Here is a 14964-nt window from a genome sequence, read left to right as displayed (position 1 = left end):
TAAACAAAGCCGGTCTTCATCGCACCATTAAAGGTGTCAAAGTAGTACCAATGTCCATCGATCTTTTGTTGGCCGTAAAGCATTTGACCGTTGCTACCATAGTATACAGTCTTATCTTTACCATTTTCTTGAATCGTTTGGAAACCATATTGCATTTGGCCGTTATCATTAAAGAGATACCAGTTTCCATCAATCTTTCGTTCACCGGTTGTCATTGCACCAGTTACTGTGTCAAAATAATATTTTTCATTATTGATAGTTTGGAAACCATACTGCATTTGACCATTATCAGCATAATAAACTGTTTTATCTTGATCTGCGATGTATACAAAACCGGTCTTCATCGCACCATCAAAAGTATCAAAATAATACCAATTTCCCGCAATTTTTTGTTGACCGTATAACATTTGACCATTTTCGTCATAATAAACGCTCTTATCTTGGCCATAAGCAGCTAAATTTTGAAATCCAGTTTGCATTTCACCAGTAGTTTGGTCAAATAAATACCAGTGTCCATCGATTTTTTGTTGACCGTATTGCATTTGACCATTTTCAGCATAATAATAAGTCTTATTTTGGCCTTCAATTGTTTGAAGTCCTGTTACATAATTACCTGTACTTGTATCTATCAAATACCAATGACCATCTTGGTAAACTTGTTGTTTATTTGAAGTAGCACTTCCATTAGAACTAGTATCTTCATCCGAACCAGAAACTTGGGTACCATATGTTAATAAACCGTTGAAATCCGTTGAAAGATCTAAAGATCCCATATTTTCTCGTCCAGGAATATATGCAGTCGAAGAAAATTGCCAAGCTCCATACCCTTCATCACGCCATTTAGTTTCATAACTACCACCACTAACTGGTGAATATGGATATTGAGCAATCCAAGTCTTTTCACGTCCCACAGTAGCGATTACTGCATCACGGTATAAATAATTACTGTATGTATATACGCCATAATTTGTAAAGCCTGCTGCAGTCAAAGCACTCCAAAAACTATTTAAATTAGCTTGAGCATTAACACTATAGGTTTTAGTATCTTCCATATCTGCAAAAATCAAAGTATTACTTCCTAAGCCTAATGAGCTCATTGTTTCTGCAGCATGTTGCCCTTCAGCATATCCATTACTACTATTATTAAATGTTGCATAATGATATACCGCAACATTTAATCCTGCATTTTGTGCATACGCAATTTGTTTACTTGCTGCTGGGTTAACATAAGTTTGGCCTTCAGTAATTTTTACGATTACTGTTTTAACGCCCAATTCTTTTAATTTATTGAAATCATCTTGTGTCATCCAAGATTGGTAAGAAGCAACGTCAACAGCATCTCCTCTAGTATATGTCGGATCACCAATATTAAAAGAATCAGGTGTAGTTGCTCTTGTACTGCTTACAGCAAATACTGCCTGGCTAACATTTGCTTGCGTTGCATTACTACTTTGATCCGTAGTGGTGTCAGTAGCTTGGACGGCTGCAGAATCTGTTGCTGTTGTAGTATCAGAAACATTTACTTGCGATTCTTCATTATTGCTGTCAGATTGATCTGCAGTTGCTTGATTTTCTGTAGTCGTTTGTGTCTCTGCCACTTGTGAGGCTTGAGTGCCATCTTCCGTTGTGGCTACCTTTGTTTCTAATGTATCTGTTAGTGCTTGTTCTCCCGTACTTGCTTCCGTTGTAGCTGTGTTGTCAGTTACTTCAGTTGCAGTGCTTGTAGCCGTACTAGCTGTTACATCAGTCGCATTATTTGCATCTGCTGTGCTAACTTCTGTTGTGTTATCCGTTGTTTGAGTCGAGTCTGCTTGAGCTGAATCAACTGAAACATTTGACTGATCAGTAGTAGCTTGGACTTGTTGTTGAACTTCACTGGTGGCTGCAGCTTCATCTGCATGTACCAATTGGGAACTATATAACCCCGCAGATAAGGCTAACATTGTCACACCAGATGCTAATAACACTTGGCGCTGGTTACGTTTACGATATTGCGATAAGGCCTTTTTTTTTCGTCTGTAATCCATCTTAAACTTCCTTTCATTACTTACCCTCTCCGACGCTTATGACAAAAAAATAGACGATATTATCGATAATATCTATAATATCCATATTATTATAACAGTTAGCAATTATTTTTTATAGCATTCAATTGCTTTTCAGCACATTTCTTCATATACTTAATATTGACGATAAATCAGGTGGTTCGCAACCATCCCACCTTAATAAAAAACTAGGAGAGATATTTCATGTCAAATACTAAAAATAAAACGTTACAATTGGTCAAAGCAGCGATGGTCACAGCACTTTACGTTGTTTTTACCTTGATCAACCCGCTTAGTTTCGGCGCGGTCCAGTTTCGTTTTTCTGAACTTTTTAATAATTTTGCAGTTTTTAATAAGCGTTATATTTGGGCCGTTACACTGGGCTGTGCGATCGCTAATCTAACTTCACCTTTAGGGATCATTGACGTGATCTTTGGTTCTTTAGGAACTTTACTGATGACTTCGCTTAGCTACTTTTTGACCCGAAAAATGACGTCTGTTCCCCTTAAATTAGCTACTTGCGTTATCATTTGTACACTGATGTCTTGGAGCGTCGCACTAGAACTTTATTATGTGAGTGGCTTACCATTTTGGGCATCCTACTTATCTGTTGGTCTGGGCGAATTTGGCTCGATGGCTGTCGGTGCTATCTTAGTCTATTTCTTAAATAAAGCAATTGATTTAACTAAATAAAATGAGGTATTAAGTATGACTTTTGAACAAATCTTACCCGCTTTAAAAGCTGGAAAAAAAGCTGTCCGCACTGTTGGTTGGGGTGGGAGTGAAGAATATATTTTTGTCGTAAACGATGACACTTTACACGGTGAAAAGATCAACCCATATTTAATGATCAAAACCAAAGAAGAACCAGCACTTTCACAATTTATGCCAACTTCTTGTGATGTTTTAGCCGACGACTGGGAATTGGTGGACTGATGATCACCTATCCTGAATTTTCTCAAAAAATAGTAGTTGGGACTGGTTGCGCTTCGGGAATCGGCTTGGCTCAAGCAGAACTTTTTTTACAACAAGGTGCAACCTTTTTTGGTGCCGATCTAAACCAAAACGAGGCGCTAAAAGAACTTAAACAACGCTATCCTAAGACTTTTTACTTCTTCAAATGCGACGTCCGTGCTAAAGAAGAAATAAGTGCTTTTGTCCAAACAGTTTTGGCTCAAGCACCAAAAATCGATATTTTACTCAATACGGCTGGAATCCTAGATGCCTATACTCCTTCACTAGAAACTAGCGAAGAATTGTGGGACAACATTTTTCAAACTAATTTAAAAAGTATTTTTCGGCTAACTAATGCTTTTTTACCCACAATGCTCGCTCAAAAACAAGGCGTGATCGTTAACATGGCTTCGATCGCAGGCTTAGTTGCTGGCGGCGGTGGCGCGGCTTATACCGCTAGTAAACATGCGATCATCGGTTATACCAAGCAACTTGATTACGATTATGCGCCCAAGGGGATCCGTGCTAACTGCATTGCGCCAGGTGCGATCAAAACCCCAATGAATCAAGCAGACTTTGTCGGTGAGGCTACGATGGCAAAAGAAGTTGCGCAAAATACGCCGGCCAGACGCTGGGCAGAGCCTAGTGAAGTTGCACAATTGAGTCTTTACCTTGCCAGCCAAGCTGCCGATTTTATTCACGGAACTGTTATGCCGATCGATGGTGGCTGGATCGAAAAATAAACTCAACAAAAAAGAGATGCGACCTCGCATCTCTTTTTTAATAACTCCAACTAAGTAATAAACTTTTTTCCCCCGTGTGGACTCGGATCGAAGGCTTTTGGCGTTTGATCTCAAGGGTCGCTTGCGGTAGATCTTCACTAAACTTAGCTAACCACTTATTGGCTAATTCCGCCGAACCATCATCACACATCAGCATTAAGCGGACATTGCCGTTTTCAGGTTGCCCTGCTTGGATATGTTCTAAAACTTTTTGATAAACTTTTTTCATCCGAACTCTAGTATCCAACACGGTCAGTTTACCATTATCAGTAAATTCCAACAAAGTCTTTAGATGCAACAAAGCATTGCCCATGGCTAATTTACCATTGGAGACATAGCCAGTCTTTTTCAAATTACGAATATCATCGATCACTACGGTTTGTGACTTGTCACGTAACGCTTCTAAAGCAGCTAAGATCTCGGCTGGTGTTTTTCCTTGTTGCGCTAATTTTCCCGCATAACGTACCATATGAGCTTGAGCTAAACCAATAGTATATGAATCGAATAAGTGGACAGTCAGCTTGCTGTCTTTTGACTTAGCATATGAACGCAAGCTATCATTTAGGTTAGTCAAGCCATTTGCTAGATGGATACAGATCACATCAGTGTAACCTTCATCAGCTAAGACAGCTATCTGGGCACTGATCTCTTCAAGCGAGACTGGTGCGATCGTCAAAGTTTCCTTAGACGAATTGGCTAGATCAAAAAGTTCACCATCACTAATATCTTTACTCTCATAATAAACGTTAGCGCCAAGCTTCAAAGGTAAGGGCAAAATTTTTATTCCTAGCTCCGTTGCGACCTGTTTATCGATCACGGCCGAACTATCAGTTAAAATTGCTGTTTTCATTTATTACAACACCCATTTTTTAAGTCTTAACTCTTATTCTATCATATTAACGGCAGTCTGACTTATTTTTACCCCAAGGAATCAGAGTCGCTAAAAAAGTTTAATGTTTTGCACCAATAAAAAAATTCACCGAAAATAGCCAAAACTATCTTCAGTGAACTATCCGAAAAAATATTTATCTAATCACCATAATCTGTCAGCTTTTTAGTCAAATATGTGCGCATATCCGCTAACTTACGATAGCCAGTGATTTTTTCTTTTGCGACTCCATCGACAAATAATAACATCGTTGGAATACTCATTACATTATATTCTTTGGCTAATGCTTGATCTTGTTGGACATCAACTTTGACAAACTTTATTTTACCGGAAAATTCCTGGGTTAACTTCTCCAAGACCGGCTCTAAAAGCTTACATGGTCCACACCAATCAGCATAAAAATCAACTAACACGAGCCCGTCAGAGACCTGCGTGGTAAAATCTTTTTTTCCCACCGTGATATCACCTCAAGTTTAAATAACATTCATTATAGCACAAGGCTTCGTAGCTTGGCGCTTTGTTCGTGCTTTAAGGCTGGGTTATAAACACTTGTCAGCACACCGTTATTAAAGTCTAAAGTGTCAAAAAATGTTTGGGCAACAAGTTGATCAACTGGGATCAAAGTAAACAACTCTTGATACCCTTCACGTTTGAGCGCACCTTTTAAAGCGTGCATGATCTTGGTAGCGATCCCTTGACGGACCAACTCTTTTTTGATCATGATCAACCCTAGCCAAGCACAAGTCGAGCTAGGATAATCTAAGATCAGATCAACCACGGCAACTAACTGTTTGGCTTGATAAAATCCTAGATAAAATTTTTGATCTGGCACTGCTTTTGGTGGCAATGACGTCAAATCTTCTAAGACATCTTCTTTAGTTACGCGTCGCCCTAAATATAACTTATGATGAGTATGATGCTTTGCTTGGAGAGCATAGATCTCATCAATATCTGCCACCGTCAAAAGTTTGACTTCAAATGGCAATAAAAAATCTAACCGCTGTAATAACATCTAAACGCCCCTAATTTCTAACTTTATGCACGATCAAGGTTACCACAACAGAACCTAAAACCACGATCCCAAAAGCAGCTGCTGGGATCTCGATATCGATCATTGGAATCGTCAAGAATAACTTGATTGCGATCAAGCCGATCAAGAAATAAGCCATCACTTCTAGTTCCGGCACGATTTCGATCAGTTTCATGATGACTTCAGCGATCCCCCGCATACAGATGATCCCGATCAAGCCCCCGATCAACACTATCACCGGGTTAGAGGAAACAGCTAACGAAGCTAAGATCGAATCAACCGAAAAGACAATATCCATTAATTCAATTGAAATTACAACTGACCAAAAAAGTGGTAAGAGTGGTTTTCTCTTTTTGGCTTGTTTATGCTTGACCTTTTCGGGATACTTCATTTGGTAGAAGTGATTGAGTGACAGATACATTAAATATGCTGCCCCTAAAACTTTGATCTCCCAGAAGTGGATCAAATAAGAGCCAACCCCGATCAAGATAAAGCGGAAAAGATACGCTCCCCACAACCCATAAAACAGCGATTTTTCTTGTTGCTTTTTATCGGGCAATTTTTGGGTCTGCGCTGCTAAAACGATCGCATTATCAACTGACAAAAGGCATTCGATCAAAACTAATGATAAAATGATCATCCAATCTTCTCCCGATTCGATCACCGTTTTCCAGTTGTTCATATCAAAAAATGGTCCGTATAGTTTAGTTAATAGTTCCAATTTTTTCCTTCACTTTCTCTAAATTTATAGCCTACAACTTATCCATTCTCTATCCTAGCATATCCCCCATATTTTTGTTAATTTTACCTCTTATTGTTGGACTTTTTTCTGCCATTTTAAACCGATCCCTGTGACGCCACTTAAAATCGAAAAGACTGGACATAATAAGCTAAAGAAAGTAAACGGTAAAAAGGCCAGCACTGAGACGCCTAAAGTCGAAGCGGCAAAAGAGCCCGCCACGCCCCAAGGGATCAAGTAATTGATGACACTCCCCCCATCTTCTAAGACCCGGCTAAGACTCAACGGCGCTAATTTCAATCGTTCAAAGGCACCTTTGAAAGCCCGCCCTGGCAAAATAACTGAGAGATATTGTTCACCCACAAATAAGTTGATCGCGATTCCCGAACAGATCGTCACGGTGATCAATTTTCCTGGCGTATTTAATTTCTTGGCTAACGGATCCATCGCCGAAGCAACGATCCCAAATTTCATCAATAGACCACCTAAAGCTAACGTCATGATGATCAACGAAACTGTCCCCATCATATTTGAAATGCCCCCACGTGTAAGTAAGGCGTTCACGTCTGCATTTTTAGTTTGGGCAACAAAACCACTCTCAACTAAAGTTGCTAACTTTTGAACTGTGAAATGTGGGGCATTAATGAAGATCATCCCAGTTGAAACAAAAATATTTAAAAATAACGTTGGGATCGCAGGAATCTTACACCAAGCACAAACAAACATCAAAATAATCGGCAAACTTGCCCACCAGTTGATCGTAAAGTTTTGCTCTAAAATTTTGATCGTTTGTTCAACTCTAGTCATATCTGGCGTTTTGCTGGCATGTCCTAACATGAAAAAACCTAATAATGAAACAAGAAAAGCTGGGATCGTAGTCCACATCATATTTTTGATATGGGCAAATAATTCGGAACCTGCGATCGCTGAAGCTAAGTTAGTCGAATCTGACAACGGCGACATCTTATCCCCAAAGATTGCACCTGAAAGGATCGCACCTGCTACTAAGGCTGGATTTAGCCCCATCGTGGTCCCCATCCCTAAAATCGCGATCCCGACCGTTGAGATCGTAGTAAAACCACTCCCGATCGAAAGACCGACTAAGGAACAAACAATAAATGCCGAGGGAACAAAAAAATCAACACTTAAACTATTAAAACCAAATACCATCAAAGCGGGGATGATCCCAGCTTTGATCCAAACCGCAATCAAAGTCCCGATCAATAAGAAAATGAAAATCGGAATGATCGCTGTTGTGATCCCTTCAGTGATCCCATCATGAATATCTTTCCAAGTTGCTTTATGTATTTTCGCCCAAGCGATCAAAAGAGCGATCACAAATAAAACTGGTAATTGGGGTGATAACCCAAACCCGATCACACCGGTTCCCAAAATCAATAACATCAAAATTAAAATAATAATTGCTTCACCAAAGCCAATTTTCTTCATACTTGCTTACCTCCTAGTTTAAATTTCATAAATAATTACCTTCACTGTACAAATACCGCAAAAGTCCGCCACATTTTGTCACCGAAGCCTCACTCCTTTTCAAATTTACGGACAAAAAAAGTCGCCCCTTAAAAAAGGGACGACTTAAACAAACCGTGGTACCACCCAGCTTAAGCAGTAAAAACTGCTTCACTTTCACCGGTCAGATAACGGTCCGATCTTCCGTGCAGAATCTCATCGTATATATTTGGTACAAATCACCCTGACTGGCTCGCATCAACCGCCAGCTTTCTGACTCCCAGATGATAAGATTACTTCGTACGACTTCTGTTGTTTTAAATAATACTTATTTATGAGAGTCGTGTCAACTTATTTTTATAATAATTTAATCAAGTTTCCACCGTAGGCACTACGAACCTCTTCTAACACGACAAACGCTAGTGGATCGATCTGTTCGATCTGATGCATGACTTTAACTTGAAGATTAGCATCACAGACACAATAGATGATCTTTTTTGGTTCATTACTTACATAGCCATGACCATCAAGTAACGTTATCCCCGTCTGATTTAATTTTGCCAAAGCACAAGCCAATTCATCGCTTTTAGCCGAAATGATCATAAAGGAACGCTTGGCTACAAATAACGCTAACATCTTATTCAATACGACTGCTGAGATATATAATTCAATGATCGTTAACAACATATTTTCAAACCCGATCCAAATAAACGATGGCAAGGCAACTACGAGGTCAAAACAAAGCATCGCAGAACCTGTTTTTATCCCCCAATATTTGTTGACGATCTTCGCTAAGATCGTACTACCTGCGATCGTTCCTTCACCTTTCATGATGATGCCCATCGCAATTCCCATTAAAACACCACCAATGATCGCAGCGACTAACGGATCATGCAAGTTAAATTGCAAAGGGCTCGTCACGCGAAGCCAAAATGAAATGCTTACGATCGCAAAAACAGTGTATAAAACAGTTTGTTTGGGTAAAAATTTCCATCCAACAAAAAGCAAGATTCCATTTAAGACTAAATTAGTTAAGCTCGGTGGAATCTTTAACCAGTAATAAAAAATCGTCATCAAACCGGTGACGCCACCTTCACCTAACTTATTAGGTAACAAAAAAGAATTGATCGCTAAAGCATAGACCAATGCGCCGCTAAAATTCAGACCTAGATTTTTCAGCAGTGGTTTAGTTCTGTTCACTTTGATCAAATCCTAAATCTAAACTTATCTCTGTTACTTCAGTCGCTCTTGTTTGTGGACCTTTTAAATACCCCTTGATCAGCGCATAGATCTCGCCTCGTTCAGTAGCGGTCAATTTTTCACCTTGAAAATTCAATTGCGCATTGGAGGCAAAAAGATCGGCTAGATCATAATTTTCATACGAGCGTCCACTTAAATAATCGAGTGACACGTGGAAAAATTCGGCTAATTGACGCACTTCTAAATATGAAGGCGTTGTTGTACCCCGTTCCCACTTACCGATTTGAGAGATCGTCTTATTTCTTCTACTATATGAAACATCCATTTCATTTAACGCCTGAGCTAATTCACTTAATGAAAGGCCAGCCCCTAAACGTAAGGCTCTTAATCTGTCTGAAAGCATGTGATCACCTACTTTAATTAGTTACCTTAATTTTACCATTAATCACTCCTTTTTTGGGGGCACTAAAACAGCTTGTATTTTGCGCTAGATGTTTTTTCAAATATTAGACTTTAACTATTGCTTATTTTGCAAGAACCACGTACAATAAAATGGTCTTAACTTACTAAAAGTACATTAATTTTAAAGGTGGTGGATAAAATGTGGCACATAGTTTGGTCGTCATTGCCTGAATTGATCAGCGCCGGGATCAAATATACGATCCCACTAGCCGTTATTTCCTTTGCGTTAGGGCTAGTCTTAGCTTTGATCACAGCCTTGATTCGCATTTCACAGACTAAAGGTCCATTTTTGATTATCAAAGCAATTTTTAGATTCTATGTTTGGTTGTTTAGAAGTACGCCCTTGATCGTACAATTGTTCATCGTTTACTTCGGGTTACCATATCTCATTATTAAAGGTGTGGCTCCTGACGGGATCAAACTCGAACCCTTCACGGCCGGGATCATCGTTTTCTCATTAAATACTGGGGCTTATGCGTCAGAAACGATCCGCGCAGCCATCGAATCGATTCCTAAAGGACAGTGGGAAGCTGCCCAAGCGATCGGGATGACACGCACTCAAACACTTTTTAGAATCATTATTCCGCAAGCAGCGCGCGTTTCATTACCGCCGTTGTCCAACAGTTTTATCGGTTTGGTCAAAGACACTTCACTAGCATCAACGATCACGATCGTTGAAATGTTTGAAGTCAGTCAGCAAATTGCAGCCGAAAATTACCAACCTTTAGTGATGTACTGTACGGTAGCCGCTCTATACGCAATTTTGTGTACAATTTTATCGTTTGTTCAAAGTTGGCTTGAAAAAATAACAACTCGTTATCTCAAGCCCCAAGTATAGGGAGGCTCAAAAATGTTAAGACTTGAAAATGTAACGAAAACTTTTGGGACACATACCGTCTTAAAAGAGATCACAACTAATTTTAATGACCAAGAAACTACAGTCTTAGTCGGCCCTTCAGGTTCTGGTAAATCTACCTTACTGCGTTCCTTAAATCTCTTAGAACGGCCAGAAAGTGGATTCTACGACTGCGATGGGATCGAACTTGACTTTGCCAAAAAAATTACTAAAAAAGAAACTTTGGCAGTGCGCCAAAAAACTGAAATGGTCTTCCAAGATTACAATCTCTTTCCGCATTTGACTGTTTTAAAAAACATCATGGAAGGTCCAGTGCATGTTTTAAAAGAAGACAAAACTAGCGCGAAAAAACGCGCACTTGAACTGCTAAATAAAGTGGGCTTAAAGGATAAGGCTGATGCCTACCCTAACCAACTTTCCGGTGGGCAAGCTCAACGCGTGGCGATCGCGCGCTCTTTAGCCATGAAACCGCGTTATATCTTATTAGATGAACCAACTAGCGCACTTGATCCAGAATTAGAGCTTGAAGTTTTAAAAGTTTTACTGGAATTGGCTAAAGAAAAACAATCACTTGTCATCGTGACCCATAACTTGGAGTTTGCGCGTCACGTGGCGGACAAAATTTTATTTATTGAAGACGGCAAGATTTTCTTTGCTGGAAAAAAGGACGAATTTTTTAATTCAACTAATGCTCGGATCCAAGAATTTATCCACGCGATGACCTTGGATAACCTATCTAATGAAAACTAAGGGGAATTTTTACCATGAAAAAATTATTTAAAACGTTACTAGTAACAGCTAGTGCAATCGGACTTGTTTTTGCTTTAAACGCACTTGTGCCAAGTAAAGCACAAGCTGCAAGTTCTCTTTTGAGTAGCCAAGCTAAAAAAGAACTTAAGGATAGTGATACTTTAACAATCGGTCTTGAAGGCACTTATGCACCTTATTCTTACCGCAAAAACGGCAAGTTAACTGGCTTTGAGGTCGAACTCGGTAAGGCGATAGCCAAAGAATTAGGCTTAAAAGCTAAATTTGTACCTACTAAATGGGATGGTTTGATCGCTGGGGTCGATACCGGTAAGTACGATATTGTTTTAAACAACGTTACGATCACTAAAGACCGTCAAAAAAATTATCTTTTCTCAACACCATACATCTATACTCACTTTGCCTTGATCACAAAATCGAGTTCAAACTTAACCAAACTAAGCCAGATCAAGGGACTTAAGATCGCAGCTGGAACTGGGACTGATAACGCTACGGTAGCTAAAAAGTATGGTGCAACTGTTGTGCCATCATCTGATTTCACAACTTCGCTTGATTTGATCAAACAAGGACGGGTCAAAGGTGCGATCAACTCAATGGCAGCTTGGTATGCTTATAAGAAAGATCACTCAACTAAAGGACTAAAAGCAACTGATGTATCGAGCGAAGAAGATCCAGCTAAGATCGGTGCTTTAATGGCTAAGAAAAACACTGCACTTCAAAAGAGTGTCAATAAAGCCTTAGCTAAATTGAAAAAAGATGGTACACTCTCGAAGCTTTCTAAGGAATATATCGGTGGCGATATTACTAAAAAATAGTTGAATCTAAAAAACTTCCTATCAAAAAAGTTTGTGGGAAGTTTTTTTATGCCTATATTCCCTTTAAATCAAGCTTTTTTAGCTAACAAAAATTTAGTTGTAACTGTTGACGTTACATCTGGTCTCATGTAATATAATAGATGTCGAAAAAAGTTGTAACACAAACCGTTACAACAAATGAAAAAAGAATTAGTTAGTCGTGGTTACGACGTTACAGGTTTTGGTCGTGAAGAAGAAAACGCATCTGTTGCTCAACACTACGTACAAAAAGACTTATTCGATCTTACAAAAGAAGATCTTGCTAAATTTGATATCGTAGTTGATGCATTCGGTACATGGGCTCCAGAAACACTTCACTTACACGTTGAAGTAGTTAACTTCTTAGCTAACCTCTTGGCAAACACAGACAAGCGTCTTGTGATCGTCGGTGGTGCTGGTAGTCTTTACGTTGACCCAGAACACAAGGTTCAATTGGTTGAAACACCAGACTTCCCAGAAGAATACTACGCACTTGCTAAGGCTCAAACAGATGCCCTTGATGAATTACGCAAGCACACAGATGTTAAATGGACATTCGTTAGCCCAGCTGCTGACTTCCAAGCTGAAGGTGAACGTACAGGTCAATACATCCAAGCTGGTGATGAATTGACATTAAACGATCGTGGTGAAAGCATCATCAGTTACGCTGACTATGCTCTTGGTTTCGCTGATGAAATCGAAAAAGGTAACCACATCCAAGAACGTATCAGCTTAGTTCGTAAATAATCAAATCACCCCAACTCAGATATTTCATCCTAACTTAAGTCCTTAAATAAAAAAGCGGATCTCAGTAGAGATAGTATTACTATCTTGCTGAGATCCGCTTTTTATTTTATTAATTAAATTAATCTCACTAACCCCCCAAAAATACATCGTTCAACACTAAAATCGGCTTCAATAATTAGAGTCAATAATTATTGTATATTTCAATCCCCAAATTAATAGAAGCATTAAAAAATCCCCAGTTATCGGAACCAACGACAAACTCGGGGAGTAGAGGAAATATACTGTATAAACTAACTATGCAGCCTGTTAAGTTAAGTTAAGTTAATTTATTTATGTTTAAATGATACTATGTTAATAATGAAAACGCAATACAAAAAAATACGCTTAAAGATTTTTTAATCAAAATATTTTTTAGTAGCATCTTGATCGCAACTTAAATACCATATCTAAATCAAACTAATAGATTCTTTGCTTTAAATAAAAAAGTATCTCACAATCATTAGATCTATGTCTAACGATTATGAGATACCTCATAGCTTGAACATTTTCATGGAATATCTATGAAAATGTTTAACTTCTATCCATTATTATTTCAACATTTGGCTAACTTTACGTGCTACTTGTTCAACCTTATTAATTCCTGTTGAATACGAATTGTTGTAACTGTAGATAGCAATTGTATAACCATGTCCAGAATCAGGGATAAAGCCAATACTATTGATATACCAAGGACCTGTATATGTTACCCAACCATTCTTTAGGTAATAATCACTGCTACCAGCAGAAATCCCCCATCTTTGGTTAACATTGATCGTATGCATCAATTCTTTGATGTAATCTTGTGATTGTTTGTTAAGGTATGATGAATTGTCAGTCATATAGATTTGGTACAACAATTTTAACTGATCGGTTGGTGTTGTTAACGTTGAACCCCAACCTACTGTTCCTGGAGTCGTATTTGTCATTCCTAAATCACGGTAAAGACTATTAACTGGATTCCCTGCTTCATGAAGATGATAAGTGATCAAATTGGTTGTTGCATCATTATCACTGTTGCGAATCATATTTTCTGCTAAACTACGTTGATAAGCTGTCAAGTTACCACCAGTATTGTGTAATAACTCAGCTAAAACAGCTACCTTGATCGTACTTGCTGTTTTGAAACGCATATCGCCTGAATTACTGTAAGAATAAATTTGACCTGATTTTTGTGATTGAATAGCTACGGCAATATTACTTCCCAATTGATTTACCAATTGTGCTAATTCAGAAAAACTATGCGCCCCACCTTGACTATCAAATGCATACGCACTACCATCGATCCATAAAATTTCTGAAGTTGCTTCTGCACCTGTTACACGGTCAAAGAAGTAACGTCGTCCATTAATATCTTGCCAACCATATTGCATTTGACCGTTATCTGCGTAGTAAACAGTCTTATTTTGATCAGCGATATATTTAAAACCACGTACCATAACACCAGTATTTTCATCGAAATAATACCAATTATTATTTAACTTTTGTTGACCTGTAAGTACTTGTGAGCCACTAAGTAAATATGTTTGTCCCTTTAGCGTAACTAATTGTTTGCCACTGACCGTAAGATTTCCATTAGCAAAATTATACTCTTTTCCATCTAATACAACAGTACCAGTAACTTGTTTACCATCTTTACCATAATAACTCAGTGTACCAGTAGCTTTGTCATATGCAGCACTATCAACAGCCATCGCTCCAGTAATCAAATCAAAGTAATATTTATTTTGATCAATTTGTTGTACACCGTAAAGCATCCAACCATCTTGATTATAATAAACTGTCTTGTTTTGGCTTGAAATGTATTGGAAACCTCGTTGTATCTCGCCTTTTTCATTAAATAAATACCAATGTCGGTTGATATTTTGTTGACCTGTTGCCATCTTACCATCGAAAGTATCAAAGTAACGAGTTGCATTATCTATCCATTGCCAACCATATTGCATCTGACCTTTGTCATTATAGTAGACAGTTTTGTTTTGGTCTGGGATATTAACAAAATCAGTCTTCATAGCGCCATCAAAGGTGTCAAAGTTATACCAATAACCATCAATTTTTTGTTGACCATAAAGCATCCAACCATCCTGATTATAGTAGACTGTCTTATTTTGATCAGCTATATATTGGAAACCTCGTTGCATCTCACCTTTTTCATT

At 38.5% G+C, this 14964-nt stretch carries 16 protein-coding genes and 1 riboswitch; of the genes, 7 read left to right on the top strand and 9 right to left on the bottom strand.

The annotated features are described in order from the left end of the window. Positions 1–2027, bottom strand: a 2027-nt coding sequence (locus tag FC32_RS02080) for a GH25 family lysozyme (RefSeq protein WP_056957231.1), incomplete at its 3' end; no start/stop codon positions are given. 168 nt (positions 2028–2195) lie between these two features. Then, a riboswitch (PreQ1 riboswitch) is annotated at positions 2196–2243 on the top strand. 6 nt (positions 2244–2249) lie between these two features. On the opposite strand from FC32_RS02080, the gene FC32_RS02075 reads away from it, so the two are divergent. From FC32_RS02075 to FC32_RS02065, 3 genes are read left to right on the top strand one after another with little or no spacing between them, the layout of a single operon-like run. Next, on the top strand, positions 2250–2738 hold the full coding sequence (locus FC32_RS02075; RefSeq protein ID WP_056957230.1) for a QueT transporter family protein: 489 nt from the start codon (positions 2250–2252) through the stop codon (positions 2736–2738). Between the two features lie 15 nt (positions 2739–2753). Beyond that, positions 2754–2981: a DUF2829 domain-containing protein gene (locus FC32_RS02070; protein ID WP_025087135.1), complete on the top strand. Its 228-nt coding sequence runs from the start codon at positions 2754–2756 to the stop codon at positions 2979–2981. Next, complete coding sequence (locus FC32_RS02065; protein ID WP_025087136.1) at positions 2981–3742, top strand: 3-oxoacyl-ACP reductase; 762 nt, start codon at positions 2981–2983, stop codon at positions 3740–3742. The genes FC32_RS02070 and FC32_RS02065 overlap by 1 nt, the downstream gene beginning before the upstream one ends. 37 nt (positions 3743–3779) lie before the next feature. Here FC32_RS02065 and FC32_RS02060 read toward each other — a convergent pair whose 3' ends face one another. From FC32_RS02060 to FC32_RS02030, 7 genes are all read right to left on the bottom strand, one after another. Further along, positions 3780–4631 (bottom strand): DegV family protein, encoded by an 852-nt coding sequence (locus FC32_RS02060; protein ID WP_025087137.1) that lies wholly within the window; start codon positions 4629–4631, stop codon positions 3780–3782. Between the two features lie 179 nt (positions 4632–4810). Then, positions 4811–5125, bottom strand: a complete 315-nt coding sequence (gene trxA, locus FC32_RS02055) for a thioredoxin (protein WP_155891456.1) — start codon at positions 5123–5125, stop codon at positions 4811–4813. Between the two features lie 32 nt (positions 5126–5157). Further along, positions 5158–5682 carry a GNAT family N-acetyltransferase gene (locus tag FC32_RS02050; protein ID WP_025087139.1) on the bottom strand — a complete coding sequence of 175 codons (525 nt, stop codon included), beginning with the start codon at positions 5680–5682 and terminating at the stop codon, positions 5158–5160. Positions 5683–5692: 10 nt separating this feature from the next. Next, complete coding sequence (locus FC32_RS02045; RefSeq protein WP_056957229.1) at positions 5693–6421, bottom strand: TerC family protein; 729 nt, start codon at positions 6419–6421, stop codon at positions 5693–5695. A 90-nt stretch (positions 6422–6511) separates the two neighbouring features. After that, a complete protein-coding gene (nhaC, locus tag FC32_RS02040; RefSeq protein ID WP_025087140.1) occupies positions 6512–7888 on the bottom strand; it encodes a Na+/H+ antiporter NhaC in 1377 nt (458 codons plus the stop codon). A 375-nt stretch (positions 7889–8263) separates the two neighbouring features. Beyond that, positions 8264–9112 (bottom strand): YitT family protein, encoded by an 849-nt coding sequence (locus FC32_RS02035; RefSeq protein WP_025087141.1) that lies wholly within the window; start codon positions 9110–9112, stop codon positions 8264–8266. Further along, positions 9093–9509: a helix-turn-helix domain-containing protein gene (locus FC32_RS02030; RefSeq protein WP_025087142.1), complete on the bottom strand. Its 417-nt coding sequence runs from the start codon at positions 9507–9509 to the stop codon at positions 9093–9095. The genes FC32_RS02035 and FC32_RS02030 overlap by 20 nt, the downstream gene beginning before the upstream one ends. Before the next feature lie 198 nt (positions 9510–9707). Here FC32_RS02030 and FC32_RS02025 point away from each other — a divergent pair, with 198 nt between their 5' ends. From FC32_RS02025 to FC32_RS02010, 4 genes are all read left to right on the top strand, one after another. Further along, complete coding sequence (locus tag FC32_RS02025) at positions 9708–10406, top strand: amino acid ABC transporter permease (protein WP_025087143.1); 699 nt, start codon at positions 9708–9710, stop codon at positions 10404–10406. Positions 10407–10418: 12 nt separating this feature from the next. Then, positions 10419–11174 carry an amino acid ABC transporter ATP-binding protein gene (locus FC32_RS02020; protein ID WP_025087144.1) on the top strand — a complete coding sequence of 252 codons (756 nt, stop codon included), beginning with the start codon at positions 10419–10421 and terminating at the stop codon, positions 11172–11174. Between the two features lie 14 nt (positions 11175–11188). After that, positions 11189–12007 (top strand): transporter substrate-binding domain-containing protein, encoded by an 819-nt coding sequence (locus FC32_RS02015; RefSeq protein ID WP_025087145.1) that lies wholly within the window; start codon positions 11189–11191, stop codon positions 12005–12007. Positions 12008–12184: 177 nt separating this feature from the next. Then, positions 12185–12772 (top strand): NAD(P)-dependent oxidoreductase, encoded by a 588-nt coding sequence (locus FC32_RS02010; protein WP_025087146.1) that lies wholly within the window; start codon positions 12185–12187, stop codon positions 12770–12772. Positions 12773–13359: 587 nt separating this feature from the next. Here the strand turns inward: FC32_RS02010 and FC32_RS02005 are convergent. Continuing rightward, on the bottom strand, positions 13360–14964 hold a 1605-nt coding region (locus FC32_RS02005; protein WP_191978938.1), incomplete at its 5' end, for a serine hydrolase.

The organism is Ligilactobacillus apodemi DSM 16634 = JCM 16172 (assembly GCF_001434405.1).
Lineage (GTDB): Bacteria > Bacillota > Bacilli > Lactobacillales > Lactobacillaceae > Ligilactobacillus > Ligilactobacillus apodemi.
The sequence above is the reverse complement of the archived record's forward strand: the minus strand, read 5'-3'. Positions and strand labels throughout refer to the sequence as shown.